Below are 18,649 nucleotides of genomic sequence, written 5' to 3'. Positions count from 1 at the left end.
GACGCATGGATGACGACATTCAGGCAGGTGCCTCGGGTGCCGGGCGGGCGGCCCGGCGGGACGATGCGGTGCGGGCCGCCGTGGAGCAGGGCCTGCTCGGGCCCGGCAGTCCGATCGTCGGGCTGCTCGACGTCACCGGGATCCGGGAGTCGGCGGCGGAGCTGCGGGCGGCGTTCGACGCGGTGGTGGCGCCGGGCACGCCCGTGCTGCACGCCTTCGCGGTGAAGGCGACCCCGCTGGTGCCGGTGCTGCGGCTGCTGCGCGACGAGGGCGTCGGCGCGGAGGTGGCGAGCCCGGGTGAACTGGCGCTGGCCCGGGCCGCGGGCGTGCCGCCGGCCATGACGGTGCTCGACTCGCCCGCGAAGACCCCGTCCGAGCTGCGCGAGGCGCTGGCGCTGGGCATCGCCGTCAACGCGGACAACCCGCAGGAGCTGGAGCGCATCGACGGCCTGGTGGGGTCCGCCGCGAGCCGCTCCCCGCTCGGGATCCGGGTGAACCCGCAGATCGGCGGGGGCTCCATCGAGGCGACGTCCACGGCCACGGCGACGTCGAAGTTCGGGGTGGCGCTGCGCGACGAGGGCGCGCGGGAGTGGGTCGTACAGGCCTGCCTGGACCGGCCGTGGCTGACCAGGCTGCACGCGCACACCGGGTCCCAGGGCATCCCGCTGTCCCTGATGGCGCGGGGCGTGGCCGAGACGTACGCGCTGGCGGAGGAGATCAACCGGCGGGCCGGACGGCGGCAGATCGACACGCTCGACATCGGCGGCGGACTGCCGGTGAACTTCGCCTCGGACGCGACGACTCCGACGTACGCGCAGTACGCGCGCGTGCTGGCCGAGGAGGTGCCGGGGCTGTTCGACGAGCGGTACGGGCTCGTCACCGAGTTCGGGCGGTCACTGCTCGCCAAGCACGGGACGGTCGTGGCGCGGGTCGAGTACACCAAGAGGGCGGGCGGCCGGCCGGTCGGGGTCACGCACGCGGGCGTGCAGGTGGCGACGCGGACGGTCTACGCGCCGGAGCTCTGGCCGCTGAGGATCGCCGCGTACGACTCCAAGGGGCGCCCGAAGGAGGGGCCGGCCGTGGTGCAGGACGTGGCGGGACCGGCGTGCTTCTCGGGAGACCTCTTGGCCGAGGGGTGCGCGCTGCCGCTGCTGGAGCAGGGGGACTACGCGGCGGCGCTGGACACGGGGGCGTATTACTTCGCGCACCACTACGGGTACAACTCGCTGGTCCGGCCAGCGGTTTACGGGTTCTGGCCGGAGGGGCGTTTCGCGGTGGTACGGGAGGCCCAGACCGTGCAGGAGGTTGTCGCGGAGTCCGGTGGGGCGCAGGTGGATGCGCTGACGGAATCGCCGTAGGAGGTTCCGTGGTTGGCGGGCCGCGGGCGCGTTGGGGCTGGTCGCGCCCACGCGGCGGAGCCGCACTGCGACGCAGCCCCGCGCCCCTCAAGGGGGCGCTCACACCAGCGCCGGTGTCTTCCTCCGGGCCCCGCCCGGGGCCGCGTCGCCCGCCGCGATGCCGGTGCTGCGGTAGCCCCTGACCGGCTTGCCCGCCGGGCTGCCCGCACCCCCGCGCAGCCAGTCCACCCGCACCCACAGCAGCACCTCGTCGGCGTGCTCCCGGCGGCCCAGCCAGGCCGCCTTCAGCCACAGGCCCGCACCGCAGCCGCACAGGAGCATGCCGGGCGCGGCGGGGACGGCGAAGGCGCCGGCCAGGGCCGCGAGGAAGGCGAGCAGGAGCCACCAGCGGTGGCGGCGGCGCCAGTTGCGTACGGTCACCGCGCGGTCCTGCAGGACGTCGTGCCTGCCGGCGCGGGACGCCGAGGCGGCCAGGGCGGCGTACCGCCTGCGGCGTCCCCAGGCCACGGCGGCCGTCACCAGGACGAACAGCGCCGCCCCGGCCAGGACGCCGATGCGGCGGCCGGTCAGTCCCGGCGGCAGCAGGCCGATGCCCGCCGCGCACACACCCAGCCACCACAGCGGGGCCGCTCCCGCCCGTACGACGACGGCCACCCGAGCCAGCCCCTGTCCTCCGCGTGTCACGTTCAGCCTCCGTCCAGCTCTGTGAAGTGTCTGAAGAGCGTTGCAGGAGAGGCACATTAGCCACACAACGTGAGACGAATCTGAGAAAGCGCGCGCGTCGCGTCAGTCGACGAACAGGCCCCGCGCCGCCGCCTTCGCGTCGAACTCCTCCAGGCGCGACTGGGCCTCGGGCAGGTCGTCGCACATCGCCTCCAGCAGGACCCGGCCGAGCAGCATCGGGGAGCAGGCCGTGTCGAAGGCGAGGCCGGTGCCGACGGCGGCGGGCAGCAGCAGGTCCGACACCTTGGCGACCGGGGCGAACGCGGAGTCGGCGACCGTGACGACGGTGAGGCCCGCCCGGCGGGCGTAGTCGAGGGTGTCGACGACCTCGCGGGGGTGCCGGGGCAGCGCGAAGCACAGCAGCGCGGTCGCCCCGGCCCGGACGGCGGCGTCGATGCGGTCCTGGAGCATCGTGCCGCCCTCCCCCAGGAACCGCACGTCGGGGTGGACCTTGGCCGCGAAGTAGACAAAACCCTGCGCCTGGGCCGCCGCCGCCCGCAGTCCGAGGACGGGAAGCGGGCGGGAGGCCGCCAGCAGGCCCCCCGCGCGCCGCACCGGCCGCGGGTCGGCCAGGGCCTCCGCCAGGTGCCGCAGGTTCGCGATCTCGGCCTCGACGGCCTGCTGGTACTCGTTGGAGGACCCGGCCTCCGCCACGGGTTCGGCGGGGGCGACCTCACGCAGGTGCCGCCGCAGGGCGGGGTAGCCGTCGAAGCCGAGGGCGACGGCGAAGCGGGTCACGGACGGCTGGCTGACCCCGGCCAGCTCGGCGAGCTCCACGCTCGACAGGAACGGCACGTCGGCGGCGCGCCGCACCATGCTGTGCGCGATACGCCGCTGGGTCGGTGTCAGCCGGTGGCCCTCGAAGAGCGCCTGCAGCCGCGCGGCAGGGCTGTCGGCCACGCTCATGACGTGCCTCCTCCCCCTCGCCTATTCAGTGACTGAGGATTCTGCATGAGCATATGCAGACCGGCAACCGGGGGCCGGTCAGCCGGGTTGCGGCCGAGTGGATGGCTCACGGCGTCTCGCGCGCGTGTGATCTTGCTTGGGCCCGGCCTGCCGAAGGTCTTGACGGGAGTGCCGCTCAGGCGGCGCGGTCCACGTGGTCCCGCGCCTCGCCGCGTTCGGGCGGGCCGGGTTCGTCGGGGAAGAGCCGGTGCAGCGGGCGCACGAACAGGCAGGCCAGTCGCCATGCGACGGGCAGGGCGGCGACGGGCAGGACCATGCGCAGCAGACCGGTGGTGGCACACGGCGGCGCGCACACGGCCAGCAGGAGGACGCCCCCGACACTCAGGAACCAGGCCACGGCCGTCAGCACGGTGACGGCCACCGCCACGGGTACGCCACCCATGCCCCAGGCACGGAGGTTCGCGTCCGCGTCGAAGGCGCCGGCCGAGACGAAACCCGCGGCGACGAGGAGCCAGAAGCACAGCAGCACGACGAGAGCGGTGGTCAGGAGGATCGTGGGCGGGCCGGTGACGACCGACAGCAACGTCCGCATGCCGTGATCCCCTGTCTCGTCCGCACTGACCGTCAACCGCGCCGGCGGAGCACCGCTCACTCAGGGTGCGGTGCCGGACACCTACCTGCCGGTGTCCGGCACCGCATTCCCCGGTAGTGCTCCCCGCAGCCCATGCTGCACCCCGGGCACACGCCCGCGCATTGCCGGTTCCCGGCAGTGTTGTCTAGGGTCTGGATGCCGGTCAGCCGCTGAGGAACCGTCAGCGGCGCGTCGAGAACTCGGGGGAAGCATGGCGGAATTGCAGATTCCAGAGCAGTACCTGGAGGGCTACGCCCGGATACTGACCGAGGTCGCGGCCACGGGCCGGCGCCTCACCCGGGATGAACTCGCCTTCCGGCGGGCACTCGGAGAGCAGGCGGCTGAGGCCGGCCACGGACTGCGGGCCCTGGTCAGCGCCCACCTGACCGCCGCACGCGCCGCATGGCCGGCCGGCCCCGCGTCCGCCGACAGCGTCCTGGCCGCCGTGCACCAGGCGACAGACGCCTTCGCCGAGGGGTTCGAGCGCGCCCAGCGCCAGGCCGTACGGCAGGAGGAGGCCGCACGCCGCGAGTTCATCGACGATCTCCTCTACGGCCGCAGCGACCTCGGACGCCTCGCCGAACGTGCCGAACGGTTCGGGCTGCGCCTCTCCCACGCCCACGCCGTCGCCGTCGCCGAGGGCCCGACCGCCTACGAGGAGGGCGATCCCGTGCCCCGTCAGGTGGAACGCGCCCTCATCGCACGCTTCGGCGACCGCAGCATCCTGCTCACCACCAAGGACGGCCGGCTGCTGTGCATCGCCCCCGGCCCCCAGGAGGAAGTTCTCGCCCACTTCGCGAAGCAGGCCCATACCGCCACCGACGGCGGCCGGGTCGCCATCGGCCGCCCCCAGCCCGGCCCCGGCGGCGTCGTCCACTCCTACGAGGAGGCACTCAACGCCCTGGAACTCGCCGAGCGCCTGGAACTGGAGGACCCGGTCCTGCGCGCCGCCGACCTGCTCGTCTACCCCGTCCTCACCCGCGACCGGCAGGCCATGGCCGAACTCGTCCTGGCCACCCTCGGCCCGCTCACCACAGCCCGCGGCGGCGCCCAGCCCCTCCTTGACACCCTCACCGCCTACTTCGACTCCGGCTGCGTGGCCGCCGAGGCGGCCCGCCGCCTCACCCTCAGCGTGCGGGCCCTGACCTACCGGCTGGAACGCATTCACAAACTCACCGGCGCCAACCCGGCCGACCCCGCCCACCGCTACATGCTGCAGACCGCGGTGATCGGAGCACGACTGCTGGACTGGCCCGCCGAGGAGCTCTGACGGGCTGACGGCGGACGAGGTCAGGGTTCTCGATAGATGCCCGGTGAACGGATCTCGGGTTCCGCATAACGGTCCGATATCGCTCGCTGGCATTTTCGACCGTAACTGCCAGTCATGTGATCCACGTCACTAAAGACTTGGCAAAGGTCGTGGTACAACTGCGCAACTCCGCAGGTGGAACCGCACATCACCACAACGCGGAGCGGTCGGCATGCACCGGCAACACCACCAGGGTGATCACGATCCGCATCCGCGGAGCGCCCGCCCAGTGTCGCCGATCGGACAACGGCGTTCGTTCAGAGACCGCACATCAACCGGCGGCACTTCCCCGTGTCCCGGGCTCGCACCATCGAGGTAGCCACTGTGTCACTCGACTCCGTCACCCAAAACGTAGACGAAGCCGTCAGCGATTTCTTCGAACCCATAGCCAAGTGGCTCGGGGACATCGTCTTCTACTCGGTTCCCGTCGGCGGGACCGATCTCCCCCTCATCGTCGCCTGGCTCGTCGTCGCCGGTCTGGTCTTCACCGGCTGGTTCGGCTTGGTGCAGGTCCGCAAGTTCAGACTCGCGCTCGACGTGGTGCGCGGGAAGTACGACGAGAAGGGGTCGACGGGCGAGGTCAACCACTTCCAGGCCCTGACCGCCGCGGTCTCCGGCACGGTCGGCCTCGGAAACATCGCGGGTGTGGCCGTGGCCGTCTCCATCGGCGGCCCCGGTGCCACGTTCTGGATGATCCTGTGCGGCCTGCTCGGCATGGCCTCCAAGTTCGTCGAGGTCACCCTCGGCGTGAAGTACCGCGAGGTGCACGCCGACGGCACTGTCTCCGGCGGCCCGATGCACTACCTGCCCAAGGGCCTCAAGGACCGCTTCGGCAACGGCGGCGCCAAGCTCGGCAAGGTGCTCGCCGTCCTCGCCTCGATCATGGTCCTGTTCTTCGGCCTGTTCGGCGGCAACCTGTTCCAGACCAACCAGAGCTACGCGCAAATCTCCTCGACCTTCGGCGGCGAGGACGGCTTCCTGGCCTCCTCCGCCGGTGCCGTCCTCTTCGGCCTGGTCGTCTCCGCGCTGGTCGGACTGGTGCTGCTCGGCGGCATCCGCTCCATCGCCTCGGTCACCAGCCGGCTGGTTCCCGCGATGGCCGCCATCTACATCGTGGCCTGCCTGGTCGTCATCATGGTCAACGTGACCGCCGTGCCGGACGCCTTCCAGACCATCCTGCAGGGCGCCTTCGAGGCCGACGGCGTCGCCGGCGGTGTGCTCGGTGCCCTGATCATCGGTTTCCAGCGCGCCGCGTTCTCCAACGAGGCCGGTCTCGGCTCCGCCCCGATCGCCCACTCCGCGGTCAAGACCAACCACCCCGCGAGCGAGGGTCTGGTCGCCCTGCTGGAGCCGTTCATCGACACGGTCGTCATCTGCACCATGACCGCGCTGACCATCGTCATCGCCAACCCGGCCAGCTGGGCAGAGGCCCGCGCCGGCGAGAGCATCGGCGGCGTCACCATCACCTCCGACGCCTTCGCGACCGTACTGCCCTGGTTCCCGGCCGTGCTCACCGTCGCGGTGCTGCTGTTCGCCTTCTCCACGATCCTGACCTGGGGCTACTACGGCCTCAAGGCCTGGTCGTACCTGTTCGGCAAGAGCGAGGTCAGCGAGACCGTCTTCAAGGTCGTCTGGAGCCTGTTCGTGATCCTGGGCGCCCTGATGTCCCTGGACTCGCTGATCAGCCTGGCCGACTCCGCGCTCTTCCTGCTGTCGGTCTTCAACATCATCGGCCTGTACCTGCTCGCCCCGGTCGTCAAGCGCGAGCTCAACTCGTTCCTGGAGTTCGTCCGCGCCCGCAACGCCGGTGAGGTCACCGACGACGAGGACCAGGAGTCGGCGAAGACCACCGTCTGACCGCCCCCCGGCGGCCCGGCTCCTGTACGGGCCCGTACCCACCTCCGCGCCTTGGTGGGTACGGGCCCGTACGTCTGCCGCCACGACCGGCGGCCTGCGAACAGCCGCCTACGACCGGCCGCCGGGCTCTGCCCCGCCGCGTCGCCGGTCCAGGTAGCCGATGGCCGGGGTCGCCATGACGCCGTGCAGCACCACCGAGATCACCACGGTGAGGGCCACCACGGCCCACAGCTCCCGCTCCAAGCCGCCGAAGGAGTCCTGCCCCAGCGCGTAGGACAGGTAGAACAGCGAGCCGATGCCCCGGATCCCGAACAGGGCGACCACGGCCCGCTCCTTCTTCCCCATGGCGGTCCGTGCCTGCGCCAGCCACCCGGTCAGCGGCCGCACGACCAGCAGCACCAGGGCACCGACGACCGCGCCCGCCCACGTCAGGGCGGACAGGGCGCCGTCCACCAGGAATCCGCCGAGCAGGAACAGCAGCACGGCAGTAAGCAGCCGTTCGATCTGCTCGGTGAACTCGTGCAGCACCTTGTGATAGCCGTGGCTGCGCTCGGCGGCCCGGATGACGCAGGCCGTCACGAACACGGACAGGAAGCCGTAGCCGTGGAGCACCTCGGCGATGCCGTACGACACGAAGGTGGCTCCCAGCGCCACGAAGCCCTCCATGTGCTCGGACAGTCGCAGCGCCGACGTACGCACCCGGAAGAACATCCACCCCAGCAGCCGGCCGACGCCGCCCCCGACGGCCAGCCCCACGGCGCACTTGCCCAGCAGGTCGGTCAGCGCCCACGAACCGATCCAGTCCGCCGACCACCCCGTCCCCGCTGCCGCGGCGAGGGCGAGGGCCGCGTAGACGAACGGAAAGGCGAGTCCGTCGTTCAGTCCCGCCTCGCTGGTCAGGGAGAACCGCACCTCGTCCTCGTCGCGCTCGGTGCCGAGCGGCTCGCCCACGCGCACCTCACCGGCCAGTACGGGATCCGTGGGCGCGAGCACGGCGCCCAGCAGCAGGGCGGCGGCGGGCGGCCAGTCGAGCAGCCCCCAGGCCAGCAGGGCGACGACCGCCACGGTCAGCGGCATCGTGATGCCCAGCAACCGCCACGTCGTGGACCACCGGCGCCACGAGAAGGGCCGGTCGATGGCGAGGCCGGCGCCCATCAGCGACACGATCACGCACACCTCGGTGGTGTGCTCGACCCACAGCCGATCACGTACGGGGTCCACGGCCGGCACGCCCACCGGCAGGAGCTCGATGAGAACCCCCGCGGCGAGGAAGACCATGGGCAGGGACAGCGGCCGCTTGGAGACCACCCGGGGCAGCACGGCCGCACCCAGGGCTCCCAGGCCCAGACAGACGTAGACCACGTCCGAAAGCGTCACTGCGACCCTCCTGCCCGACGCGGTCTTCCCCCCAGGCCAGGTGTGTACCCCGTTACCCCCCGACGCCTCGCCCGAGTGCGTCAGCCGGCTCACCGCCTGCCCGTTCGCGGTGGACGACGTGGGGGGTGGGCGGATGGACCCGCTCCGGTTAGGGTGTGCGGAATGCGTCGAGGAGACGCGGGGTGTGCCGGGAAGTCTGGTCGGCGTCCGTAGGGCCGTGTGCCCGTTTCCCCGACCCCCGGAGGTTCGCCGCCTTGGCCGTCAGCCCGCCCCGCAACTCGTTCCTCGGTCTTCTCCCCTGGCCCGAACGACAGGCAGTGGCCCGGGCCCTGCGCACCGAGACGGTGGGCGGCCTCGTCCTGCTGGCCGCGGCGGTGGTGGCTCTGGTGTGGGCGAACACCCCGTTCAGCAGCGCTTACACCACCATCCGCGACTTCCACTTCGGGATACCCGCACTGGGCCTGGACCTCTCGGTCGGTCACTGGACGTCCGACGGGCTGCTGACGGTCTTCTTCCTGGTCGCCGGGATCGAGCTGAAGCGTGAGCTGGTCGTCGGCTCGCTGCGCACCCCGGCGACGGCCGCGTTGCCGGTCATCGCCGCCGTGTGCGGCATGGCCGTACCCGCCGCCCTCTACGCCGCCACGGTCGCGGCCGGCGAGGGCAGCATGGACGGCTGGGCGGTGCCGATGGCCACCGACATCGCCTTCGCCCTGGCGGTCCTGGCGGTGATCTCCACCCACCTGCCGACCGCCCTGAGGGCCTTCCTGCTGACCCTCGCGGTCGTCGACGACCTCGGCGCGATCCTGATCATCGCCGTCTTCTTCACCTCGGACCTGAACTACTGGGCCCTGGCGGGTGCATCCGCCGGGCTCGTCGTCTTCCACCTCCTGCAGCGGCGACGAGTGCGGGGCTGGTGGTGGTACGTACCGCTCGGAGTGGTGGTCTGGGCGCTGCTGTACAACGGCGGCATCCACGCCACCGTCGCTGGAGTCGCCATGGGCCTGCTCCTGCGCACCGTTCGCGACCAGGACGAGGACGAGTCACCCGCGGAACGCACCGGACATCTGCTGCACCCGCTCTCCGCCGGCCTGTGCGTGCCGCTGTTCGCGCTGTTCGCCGCCGGGGTCGGTGTCTCCGGTGACGCACTGGGCAAGGTGTTCACCACACCCGAACCCCTCGGCGTGATCGTCGGGCTGGTCGCGGGCAAGCTCCTCGGCATCTTCGCCGGCACCTACCTGGCCGCCCGCTTCACCCGGGCCCGGCTCAACCCCGAACTGGCCTGGGCCGACGTCCTCGCCCTGGCGACCCTGGCCGGAATCGGCTTCACTGTCGCCCTGCTCATCGGCGAGCTGGCCTTCCCCGGCACTGCTGTCGGCGAGCACGTCAAGGCCGCCGTCCTGATCGCCTCCCTCACCGCCGCCCTGCTGGCCACCGTCCTCCTGCGCCGCAGGAACGCCGTGTACCGGCGCCTGTACGAGGAGGAGAACCTCGACGAGGACGCCGACGGCATCCCCGACGTCTACCAGCGCGCGGGCTCCAGCGGCACATGATGGGCCGATCCGCCGAGCGGTGAGCGGTGAGCGGCCAATGGGGCTGGTCAGCCGTGGCGAGGCTCGGCATCAAAACCGCGTAAAGATTGCCGGAACCAGGCAATGCTCCCGTCGACGTCCGCGTGTGACGATCCGTAGGACAACGGGAAGGGCATGGAGAGGCGGTGTGCGCGGGTGGCCTGGTTTCTCGGGCTCGGCATTGCGGGGGTCGTCCTCCTTGCCCTCTCGTTCGTCCTCGACGGCGTGATCGAGGGGCTGCTCGACGGGGTCTCCGTGCTGGACGGCATCGTCGACGGGCTGCTGTCGCTGCCCGTGATCGCCGGGTTCGTGTCCATGCTCGGCTTCTCCGGGGCGATCGTCCTGGAGACCACCGGGCTGGGCGCGGTCGGGGCCACGCTGATCGGGGTGCCGGCCGGTGTCCTCACCGGCTGGTTCGCCTACCGCCTGAGCCGGGCGCTGATGGACGGGTCCTCCGGTGCCGCTCCGCGTGACGACGACCTGATCGGCGCGTCCGGCCCGGTGGTGACCGCGATCCCCGCCGGTGGCTACGGCGAGGTTCTGGTGCACCGGGCCGGTCAGCCGGTGAAGCTCTCGGCGAAGAGTCCGGTCCCCGTGGCGCGGGGAGCCGAGGTCTGGATCGAGCGGACACTGTCGCAATCCGCCGTGGTCGTCCGTCCGGTCGAACCCTGACCCGGTAACGCCGTTCACCCCTTCCGGCTGCGACCGGCCGTGCGTCGCGCCGTTCACCCACACACACTCTTACCGAACGCCGTCCTCACGGGAGGGCTGAGGGGACAACACCATGAGTTCTGTCGTCATCGCGGTGGGCGGAGTCGTCGTACTCCTCGTGCTGATCGCGCTGGTCGTCGTCAGCCGGTACAAGGTCGCCGGTCCGAGTGAGGCGTTCATCGTCACCGGGCGGCGCGGCAAGAAGTCCACCGATCCGGAGACCGGCCGGGTCTTCACGGACAACAGCGGTCAGAAGGTCGTCGTCGGCGGCGGGGTCTTCGTCGTGCCGTTCGTGCAGCAGAAGTTCACCCTCGACCTGTCCTCCCGGCACATTCCCGTCGCCGTGCGCGGCGCGGTCACGCTGCGCGGGGTGAAGGCCAACCTGGAGGGCGTCGCCATCGTCAAGGTCGGCGGCAGCGAGGACGCCATCCGGGCCGCCGCCCAGCGGTTCCTGATGCAGCAGGACGGCATCGTCGGCTTCACCCAGGAGGTGCTCTCCGGCGCGCTGCGCGCGATCGTCGGCCGGATGTCGGTGGAGGACATCATCCGCGACCGGGCCGCCTTCGCCGGGCAGGTCGCCGAGGAGGCCGAGGCCAGCCTGTCCGGGCAGGGCCTGGTGCTGGACGCCTTCCAGATCCAGGACATCACCACCGAGGGCTCCTACCTGGAGGACCTCGGCCGGCCCGAGGCCGCACGCGCCAAGCAGGAGGCCGACATCGCCGAGGCCGTGGCCCGGCGCGCTGCCGAGCAGGCCCGGCTGAAGGCCGAAGAGGAGATCGCGATCGCCCAGCGGACCTTCTCCCTCAAGCAGGCCGAGATCAAGGCCGAGACCGACGAGGCCGCCGCCCGCGCGGCCGCCGCCGGCCCGCTCGCCGAGGCGGCCCGGCAGCAGGAGATCCTCACTCAGCAGGAGAAGGTCGCCGAACGGCAGGCCGCCCTGACCGACCGGCAGCTCGACACCCAGGTCCGCAAGCCCGCCGACGCCCAGCGCTACGCCGCCGAACAGGAGGCCGAGGCGAAGCGGGTGGCCAGGGTCAAGCAGGCCGAGGCGGAGCGCCTGGCCGGGATCGCCGCGGCGCAGGCGGAGGCCGAGCGGGCCCGGCTGACCGGTGAGGGCGAGAAGCAGCGCCGCAGTGCGCTGGCCGACGCCCAGGCCATCGAAGGGCTCAAGCAGGGCGAGGCCGAGAAGGCCCGGCGCGCGGCCATCGCGGAAGCGGTCCGGCTGGAGGGCGAGGCCGAGGCGGCGGCGATCGGCGCCAAGGGCGCGGCCGAGGCCGAGGCGATGCAGAAGAAGGCCGACGCCTTCGAGCGCTATGGCGACGCCGCCGTACTGCAGATGCTGGTGGAGGTGCTGCCGCAGGTGGTCGCCAAGGCCTCCGAGCCGCTGAGCGCCGTGGACAAGATGACCGTCATCTCAACCGACGGCGCGAGCCGGCTCTCGCGCACGGTCGCCGACAACGTGGCACAGGGCGTCGAACTCCTCAGCTCCACCACGGGAGTCGACCTCGCCGAGCTGCTGAAGGGCCTCACACAGGGCCGTGGCGAAGCGCAGCCCACGACCGGGCCGGCCGCTGAGGCGAACGGGAAGATCCAGATCGGCTGAGCCCAGGAGGACCGGTTCAGGAGCCTGCGGCATCGAGCCGTCGGGCTCCTGAGCCATCACAGGACGGGGCCCGTATGGGATCCGGTGAGCCGGACACCCGCGCCGTTCCTTCTTCGTCCTTGGGTCGATGCGTACGGGACGCACCCACCCTGCCGCGCGCGCAACGCGGAGTGATCCCTCCACAGGGCGGTGTTGTTCCCACCTCGGGTGGACGGGGAGTTGGGGCGGATAGTGCTTGAGTCGGACAACCGCGACCGGCTCTGTGCCGTCTACCTCGAGAGGCGCGCTGAGACGATGCGCGGCGCCGAGCGAGTCCTGGGCATCCGAGCGGTGAACCCGGGCTTCGGCGGCGGCCCTCAGTCCCGACAGGGGGGCTAGCCCCAGTGCGGCCCGCGTCACCGCTTTCTACCGTGGGCGCATGACCGGATTGGACGCGCGGGACACCGACCTGAAGAAGGAACTCGACGCCACCCTGCAGACGCGCAGGGAGCTGGGCGAGGAGTACGAGTCGGCGCTGGTCGACTCGTTCCTGGAGAAGGTCGACCAGCGGATCGACGGCACGGTGGAGCGCCGGGTGCGCCGTCAGCTCGCCGAGCAGCAGATGCAGACCGCCCGGGACTCCCGGGCACCGAAGGCCACGGACTCCTGGGGCGAGCGCTTCGGGTTCGGGATCGTCTCCCTCGTTCTCGCGGTGCCGCTGTCCGCGATCGGCGGGGGTCTCGGGGGCACCCCGGGGCTGATCGTCGCCTGGGTCGGCATCGTCGGTGTGAACGTCGCCCAGGCCGCCCGCGCCAACCCCGGCCTGTTCGGCCGCCGCAAGTCCTGCGAGGACAGCGACTGGGAGGACTGAGCGCGGGGACCGCCGCACCCCCGTGAACGGGGGGCGGGACGACGGCGGTCCCCGCGAGGGACGCGGGCCCGGTCAGGGCCGGGCTTACGCGTCCGTGGCGTCCGTGGAGGTCCGGGAGCCGCTCCGGGTGTCCTTGGCGCCTGCGACGCCGGCCGGGGCGGGGAGCCGCTCCCGCCCTGCCGACACCCCCTAATGTGCAGGACCGTTGTTAAGGGGGTGCTGCGCGAACGTGACACGCGCGTACCGCTTCCGAGAAGTCCGCGAAGCTCGCGGACGCCGCAAGTCCACCCGGTTCAGGGGCGGCTCACCGGACGTCCACCGTCACTTCCCGGACTTGGCCAGGAAAGACAGCAGGTCCTGCCTGCTGACCACACCGGTCGGCTTGCCCTCGACGAGGACGATCGCCGCGTCGGCCTTGCCGAGGACGGCCATCAGGTCCGCGACCGGTTCGCCGGAGCCCACCTGGGGCAGCGGCGCGGACATGTGCTTCTCCAGCGGGTCCTCCAGCGAGGCGCTCTTGCTGAACAGCGCGTCCAGCAGCTCCCGTTCCACCACCGAGCCGACGACCTCGGCGGCCATCACGTCGGGGTGCCCGGCGCCCGGCTTGACGACCGGCATCTGCGAGACGCCGTACTCGCGCAGCACCTCGATGGCCTGACCGACCGTCTCCTCCGGGTGCATGTGGACGAGGGAGGGCATGCGGTCGCCCTCCTTGTCGTTGAGGACGTCGCCGACGCGGGCACTGGGGCCGGTGTCCTCCAGGAAGCCGTAGTCGGCCATCCACTCGTCGTTGAAGATCTTGCTGAGGTAGCCGCGTCCGCTGTCCGGCAGCAGCACCACCACGACGTCGTCCGGGCCGAGCCGCTCGGCGACCTCCAGCGCGGCCACGACCGCCATGCCGCAGGAGCCGCCGACCAGGAGGCCCTCCTCCTTGGCGAGGCGGCGGGTCATCTGGAAGGAGTCCTTGTCGGACACGGCGACGATCTCGTCCGCGACGGTGCGGTCGTAGGCGGTCGGCCAGAAGTCCTCACCGACGCCCTCGACGAGGTACGGACGGCCGGAGCCGCCGGAGTAGACGGAGCCCTCGGGGTCGGCGCCGACGACCTTCACCTTGCCGTCGCTGACCTCCTTCAGGTAGCGGCCGGTCCCGGAGATGGTGCCGCCGGTCCCCACGCCCGCCACGAAGTGGGTGATCTTCCCCTCCGTCTGCTCCCACAGCTCGGGGCCCGTGGAGTGGTAGTGGGAGAGCGGGTTGTTGGGGTTGGAGTACTGGTCGGGCTTCCAGGCTCCCGGCGTCTCACGGACCAGGCGGTCGGAGACGTTGTAGTAGGAGTCCGGGTGCTCGGGGTCCACGGCGGTCGGGCAGACGACGACCTCGGCGCCGTAGGCGCGCAGCACGTTGATCTTGTCGGTGCTCACCTTGTCGGGGCACACGAAGATGCACTTGTACCCCTTCCGCTGAGCGACGATGGCGAGCCCGACGCCGGTGTTGCCGCTGGTCGGCTCGACGATCGTGCCGCCGGGCTTGAGCGCGCCGCTCTCCTCCGCCGCCTCGATCATGCGCAGGGCGATGCGGTCCTTGACGGAGCCGCCGGGGTTGAAGTACTCCACCTTGGCCAGGACGGTCGCCCTGATGCCCTGGGTCACGCTGTTGAGCCTCACCAGCGGGGTGTTGCCGACGAGGCTGATCATCGAGTCGTGGAACTGCACCGTTGTCTCCGGATGCCGCAGAAGTGGTCTTAGTGGTGCCGCCAGCCTAGGGCCTGCCGGTGGTCCGTGACGGTCGTTCACCCGCTGTTGCGATTGGGCGACGGCCTGTACGGGGCAAGCACTGGGTGTACGGGTTCGAGGAGGTGGCGGCGACGCATGACGAGCATGTCGAGGGCGCGGGTGGCCCGGCGGATCGCGGCGGGCGCGGCGTACGGCGGCGGTGGTATCGGCCTGGCCGGGGCGGCCGCCGCGGGGCTGGTGCTGGCGGAGGTCCAACTGGCCCGGCGCCGGGTGGGCAACGGCACGGCGCCCCATGTGCCGAAGGGGGACGGGCTGTACGGCCGTACGTACGCCGGACCCGCCGACGCGCCGCTGCGGCTGACGATGCTGGGTGACTCCACCGCCGCCGGGCAGGGCGTGCACCGGGCCTCGCAGACCCCCGGGGCGCTGCTGGCGTCGGGCGTCGCGGCGCTGGCGGAACGCCCGGTCGAGCTGCGCACGGTGGCGACCCCGGGAGCCCGCTCGGACGACCTGGACCGCCAGGTGGCCCTGGTGCTGTCCGCCCCCGGCCCCGTGCCCGACATCTGCGTGATCATGATCGGCGCGAACGACGTCACCCACCGCATCCCCCCGACCCGTTCGGTCCGCTGCCTGGCGTCGGCGGTGCGGCGGCTGCGCACGGCGGGTGCCGAGGTCGTGGTCGGCACCTGCCCCGACCTGGGCACGATCGAGCCGGTCCAGCAGCCCTTGCGCTGGCTGGCCCGACGGGCCTCCCGCCAGCTGGCGGCCGCCCAGACGATCGGAGTCGTCGAGCAGGGCGGCCGCACCGTGTCGCTGGGGGACCTGCTGGGCCCCGAGTTCGCCGCGAACCCGCGCGAGCTGTTCGGCCCGGACAACTACCACCCGTCCGCCGAGGGCTACGCGACGGCGGCGATGGCGGTGCTGCCGACCGTCTGCGCGGCGCTGGGCCTGTGGCCGGCCGAGGAGGAGCGCCCCGACGCGGCCCGCCGCGAGGGCTTCCTGCCGGTGGCCCGGGCGGCGGCGGAGGCCGCCTCGGAGGCGGGTACGGAGGTCACCGCGGCGCTGCCGAGCGGGCCGAGGGGCCCGTGGGCCCTGCTGAAACGCCGGAGGCGCCGGCGGGTACACGAGCAGGAACCGGCCCCCGTCACACCCTCGAGCTGAGGAGCGGGAAGCAGGAGCAGGAGAAAAGCAAGCGCTTAGAAAACTGCGGCCAGGGTCACACCGCCACACCCGTGACCCAGCGCATACGGACGGGTAACTTCCCAGACAGCCCAGCCAGACCACCCGGTACGTCAATGGAGCCGTGATGCCCGAAGCCGTGATCGTCTCAGCCGCCCGCTCCCCCATCGGCCGCGCCGTCAAGGGCTCCCTCAAGGACGTACGCCCGGACGACCTCGCCGCCACGATCGTCCAGGCCGCCCTGGCCAAGGTCCCCGAGCTGGACCCGAGGGACATCGACGACCTGATGCTCGGCTGCGGTCTGCCCGGCGGCGAGCAGGGCCACAACCTCGGCCGCATCGTCGCCGTGCAGATGGGCATGGACCACCTGCCCGGCTGCACCGTCACCCGGTACTGCTCGTCCTCGCTGCAGACCTCCCGCATGGCCCTGCACGCCATCAAGGCCGGCGAGGGCGACGTCTTCATCTCGGCGGGCGTGGAGACGGTCTCCCGGTACGCGTTCGGCAGCTCCGACACCCCCGAAACACACAACCCGCTCTTCGCCGAGGCCGAGGCCCGCACCGTCGAGACCGCCCAGTCCGAGGGGTCCACCTGGCACGACCCGCGCGAGGACGGCCTGCTGCCCGACCCGTACATCGCGATGGGCCAGACCGCCGAGAACCTGGCCCGCGCCAAGGGCGTCACCCGCCAGGACATGGACGAGTTCGGCGTCCGCTCGCAGAACCTCGCCGAAGAGGCCATCAAGAACGGCTTCTGGGAGCGCGAGATCACCCCGGTGACCCTCCCCGACGGCACGGTCGTCGCCAAGGACGACGGCCCGCGCGCCGGCGTCACGCTGGAGGCCGTCCAGGGCCTCAAGCCGGTCTTCCGTCCCGACGGCCTGGTCACGGCCGGCAACTGCTGCCCGCTGAACGACGGAGCCGCCGCGCTCGTCATCATGTCCGACACCAAGGCCCGTGAGCTCGGCCTCACCCCGCTCGCCCGGATCGTGTCGACCGGCGTCTCCGGCCTCTCCCCCGAGATCATGGGCCTCGGCCCGGTGGAGGCCAGCAAGCAGGCCCTGAAGCGGGCCGGACTGACCATCGGCGACATCGACCTGGTCGAGATCAACGAGGCGTTCGCCGCCCAGGTGATCCCCTCCTACCGCGACCTGGGCATCCCGCTGGAGAAGCTGAACGTCAACGGCGGCGCCATCGCCGTCGGCCACCCCTTCGGCATGACCGGCGCCCGCATCACCACCACGCTCATCAACTCGCTGCAGTTCCACGACAAGCAGTTCGGCCTGGAGACGATGTGCGTCGGCGGCGGCCAGGGCATGGCCATGGTCATCGAGCGCCTCAGCTGAGCGCCGCCGGGTAGCCGCCATAGCACGGACCGTGAGGTCGTGGCCCAGAGCCCGGGAAACGCCAGGGTTCTGGGCCTTTTCGTGATCCAATCTCAGCCAGGATGTGACCTATCTCCCTCTACCCGGGGAGAATCCCAGGTCACGGCAGTCACACCCCCGCCCGCAGGACCGAAGCTCTGTCCGTTTCGTGACGTTACGCACTGACAGCTGGTCAGTCCGCCCTTCAAGCTGATGTAGGAAGTCGGGGTCGACTTTGAACCGGGAGTACGTCAGTGAGCGCCTTGCCGATCGCGTTGCTGGTCACCACGGCCGCCACGGGCGCCGTGGGCGTGGCCGTCCTGCGCACCGTCCTGCAGCTGCGCCGACAGGTCGCGGCCCTGCACACCGTGCTGGCCGAGAACCGCGCCGCCACCGCCCGCGCACTGCTGCCCGCGGCCCGTACGGCCGCTGACGCCGACGAGATACGGGCCGCCGTGGCGGCGGCGCTCGCCGAGGAACGGGAGCGGGAGCTCGCCGAGGCCCGGGCGTTCTGGGCCGCCCAGGAGACCCGCGACGCCTCCGACGCGCCGTCCCTCCTGGGCCTGCCCGACAGCGACCTGTTCCTGCACCGGCAGGCCGATTTCGCGGGTCTGGAGCCGGTCTCCGAGCCCGGCTCGGACAGCGACGAGCCGGCCGGCGAGTCCCCGGAGCTGGCCGCGGCCCGCCGCCGTCACCCCTCCCACCCGGACTTCGTGCCGAACTCCTCGCCGGCCGGGAACGACCACGAGCGCACGGTCGCCACCCTGGACGAACTGGCCGCCTCCCGCGTCGAGCTCACGGACGTCCGCCCCGGCCCCCTGGGCACCCTGGACGTCTATGTCTTCGCCGACGGCACGACCCTGTGCATGACCCCGGGCCACCGCGAGACGGCGGAGCGCCTGTCCGCCGCCCTGCGCGCGGGCCAGACCCCGACCCTCCTGGGCGGCTCCGGCGTCTCGGGTGCCTACACCCTGACGTTCGAGTGCGGACAGGAGAACGTGTACATCCTCGCCGACCGGGTCATCGCGTCCCTCTAGGCAAGCGCCCCGAAGGCGCGCGGGGCTGTATCGATGTGCGGCTCCGCCGCGTGGGCGCGAGCAACCCAAGGCAACCCGCACCCGCCGACGGCGCTAGACCCCCGCCCGCTTCTGCGCCTCCTCGACCAACCGCACCGCTTCGTCGACGTCGGCGTCACTGGGGATCACCACCGCCAGATCATGCGCGGCCACAGTGACCTGATCTGCCGCTGCAAACATCCCCGCATCCGGCATCTCCCTGGGCTCCAGCCCCTCCAGCACCTGCGCCCTCCGGGCCAACTCCCTGGCCAGCCTAAGAGCCTCAGCGGCAGCGCCACGCTGCAACCGGCTCTGGGGCGCGGCCCTCAAACGATCGGCGAAGTGATCCACCGCACGGGTCAGAGGCGTCGTATCAACCACGCCGTGAGCGTACGCGTCGCACCGCGACTGTTGCCAACGGGCGAACA

Annotated in this window: 16 protein-coding genes; 10 read left to right on the top strand and 6 right to left on the bottom strand. The window is 71.8% G+C overall.

The genetic code is table 11. The features are described 5' to 3' along the window. The first annotated feature begins 5 nt into the window (after window positions 1-5). Window positions 6-1,358, top strand: a complete 1,353-nt coding sequence (locus IE212_RS16470) for a type III PLP-dependent enzyme domain-containing protein (protein ID WP_190198585.1) — start codon at window positions 6-8, stop codon at window positions 1,356-1,358. A gap of 99 nt (window positions 1,359-1,457) precedes the next feature. Here IE212_RS16470 and IE212_RS16465 read toward each other — a convergent pair whose 3' ends face one another. From IE212_RS16465 to IE212_RS16455, 3 genes are all read right to left on the bottom strand, one after another. Next, window positions 1,458-2,042 (bottom strand): hypothetical protein, encoded by a 585-nt coding sequence (locus IE212_RS16465; protein ID WP_190198584.1) that lies wholly within the window; start codon window positions 2,040-2,042, stop codon window positions 1,458-1,460. A gap of 102 nt (window positions 2,043-2,144) precedes the next feature. After that, window positions 2,145-2,987 carry a MurR/RpiR family transcriptional regulator gene (locus tag IE212_RS16460; protein WP_190198583.1) on the bottom strand — a complete coding sequence of 281 codons (843 nt, stop codon included), beginning with the start codon at window positions 2,985-2,987 and terminating at the stop codon, window positions 2,145-2,147. Between the two features lie 175 nt (window positions 2,988-3,162). Beyond that, on the bottom strand, window positions 3,163-3,579 hold the full coding sequence (locus tag IE212_RS16455) for a hypothetical protein (RefSeq protein ID WP_190198582.1): 417 nt from the start codon (window positions 3,577-3,579) through the stop codon (window positions 3,163-3,165). A gap of 250 nt (window positions 3,580-3,829) precedes the next feature. Between IE212_RS16455 and IE212_RS16450 the strand changes: the two genes are divergently transcribed. Both IE212_RS16450 and IE212_RS16445 read left to right on the top strand, forming a co-directional pair. Beyond that, window positions 3,830-4,888, top strand: coding sequence for a PucR family transcriptional regulator (locus IE212_RS16450; RefSeq protein ID WP_190198581.1), 1,059 nt, complete (start codon window positions 3,830-3,832; stop codon window positions 4,886-4,888). A gap of 363 nt (window positions 4,889-5,251) precedes the next feature. Further along, window positions 5,252-6,784, top strand: a complete 1,533-nt coding sequence (locus IE212_RS16445) for an alanine/glycine:cation symporter family protein (RefSeq protein WP_190198580.1) — start codon at window positions 5,252-5,254, stop codon at window positions 6,782-6,784. A gap of 108 nt (window positions 6,785-6,892) precedes the next feature. Here the strand turns inward: IE212_RS16445 and IE212_RS16440 are convergent, their stop codons facing one another. Beyond that, window positions 6,893-8,161, bottom strand: coding sequence for a cation:proton antiporter (locus IE212_RS16440; protein WP_190198579.1), 1,269 nt, complete (start codon window positions 8,159-8,161; stop codon window positions 6,893-6,895). A 254-nt stretch (window positions 8,162-8,415) separates the two neighbouring features. Between IE212_RS16440 and nhaA the strand changes: the two genes are divergently transcribed. The 4 genes from nhaA (at window position 8,416) to IE212_RS16420 (ending at window position 12,893) form a co-directional block, all read left to right on the top strand. Beyond that, a complete protein-coding gene (gene nhaA / locus IE212_RS16435; protein ID WP_190198578.1) occupies window positions 8,416-9,711 on the top strand; it encodes a Na+/H+ antiporter NhaA in 1,296 nt (431 codons plus the stop codon). Window positions 9,712-9,885: 174 nt separating this feature from the next. Beyond that, window positions 9,886-10,401, top strand: a complete 516-nt coding sequence (locus IE212_RS16430; RefSeq protein ID WP_190198577.1) for an NfeD C-terminal domain-containing protein — start codon at window positions 9,886-9,888, stop codon at window positions 10,399-10,401. A gap of 112 nt (window positions 10,402-10,513) precedes the next feature. Next, window positions 10,514-12,043 (top strand): flotillin family protein, encoded by a 1,530-nt coding sequence (locus IE212_RS16425; RefSeq protein ID WP_190198576.1) that lies wholly within the window; start codon window positions 10,514-10,516, stop codon window positions 12,041-12,043. Window positions 12,044-12,461: 418 nt separating this feature from the next. After that, window positions 12,462-12,893 (top strand): hypothetical protein, encoded by a 432-nt coding sequence (locus IE212_RS16420; protein ID WP_190198575.1) that lies wholly within the window; start codon window positions 12,462-12,464, stop codon window positions 12,891-12,893. Between the two features lie 321 nt (window positions 12,894-13,214). Here the strand turns inward: IE212_RS16420 and IE212_RS16415 are convergent, their stop codons facing one another. Beyond that, window positions 13,215-14,603 carry a cystathionine beta-synthase gene (locus IE212_RS16415; protein WP_190198574.1) on the bottom strand — a complete coding sequence of 463 codons (1,389 nt, stop codon included), beginning with the start codon at window positions 14,601-14,603 and terminating at the stop codon, window positions 13,215-13,217. A gap of 156 nt (window positions 14,604-14,759) precedes the next feature. Between IE212_RS16415 and IE212_RS16410 the strand changes: the two genes are divergently transcribed. The 3 genes from IE212_RS16410 to IE212_RS16400 all read left to right on the top strand — a co-directional run bounded on the left by IE212_RS16410 (window position 14,760) and on the right by IE212_RS16400 (window position 18,203). Continuing rightward, window positions 14,760-15,785, top strand: a complete 1,026-nt coding sequence (locus IE212_RS16410) for an SGNH/GDSL hydrolase family protein (RefSeq protein ID WP_190198573.1) — start codon at window positions 14,760-14,762, stop codon at window positions 15,783-15,785. A gap of 145 nt (window positions 15,786-15,930) precedes the next feature. Next, window positions 15,931-17,148, top strand: a complete 1,218-nt coding sequence (locus tag IE212_RS16405; protein ID WP_190198572.1) for an acetyl-CoA C-acetyltransferase — start codon at window positions 15,931-15,933, stop codon at window positions 17,146-17,148. Between the two features lie 272 nt (window positions 17,149-17,420). Continuing rightward, the gene (locus IE212_RS16400) at window positions 17,421-18,203 is read left to right on the top strand and encodes a hypothetical protein (RefSeq protein WP_190198571.1); all 783 of its coding nucleotides are present in this window, start codon (window positions 17,421-17,423) and stop codon (window positions 18,201-18,203) included. A 93-nt stretch (window positions 18,204-18,296) separates the two neighbouring features. Here IE212_RS16400 and IE212_RS16395 read toward each other — a convergent pair whose 3' ends face one another. Then, the gene (locus IE212_RS16395) at window positions 18,297-18,602 is read right to left on the bottom strand and encodes a hypothetical protein (protein ID WP_190198570.1); all 306 of its coding nucleotides are present in this window, start codon (window positions 18,600-18,602) and stop codon (window positions 18,297-18,299) included. Between the last annotated feature and the right edge of the window lie 47 nt (window positions 18,603-18,649).

Source organism: Streptomyces djakartensis, assembly GCF_014651075.1.
Classification (GTDB): domain Bacteria; phylum Actinomycetota; class Actinomycetes; order Streptomycetales; family Streptomycetaceae; genus Streptomyces; species Streptomyces djakartensis.
Note: the sequence above shows the minus strand (reverse complement) of the source record. Positions and strands in the feature narration are given on the sequence as shown.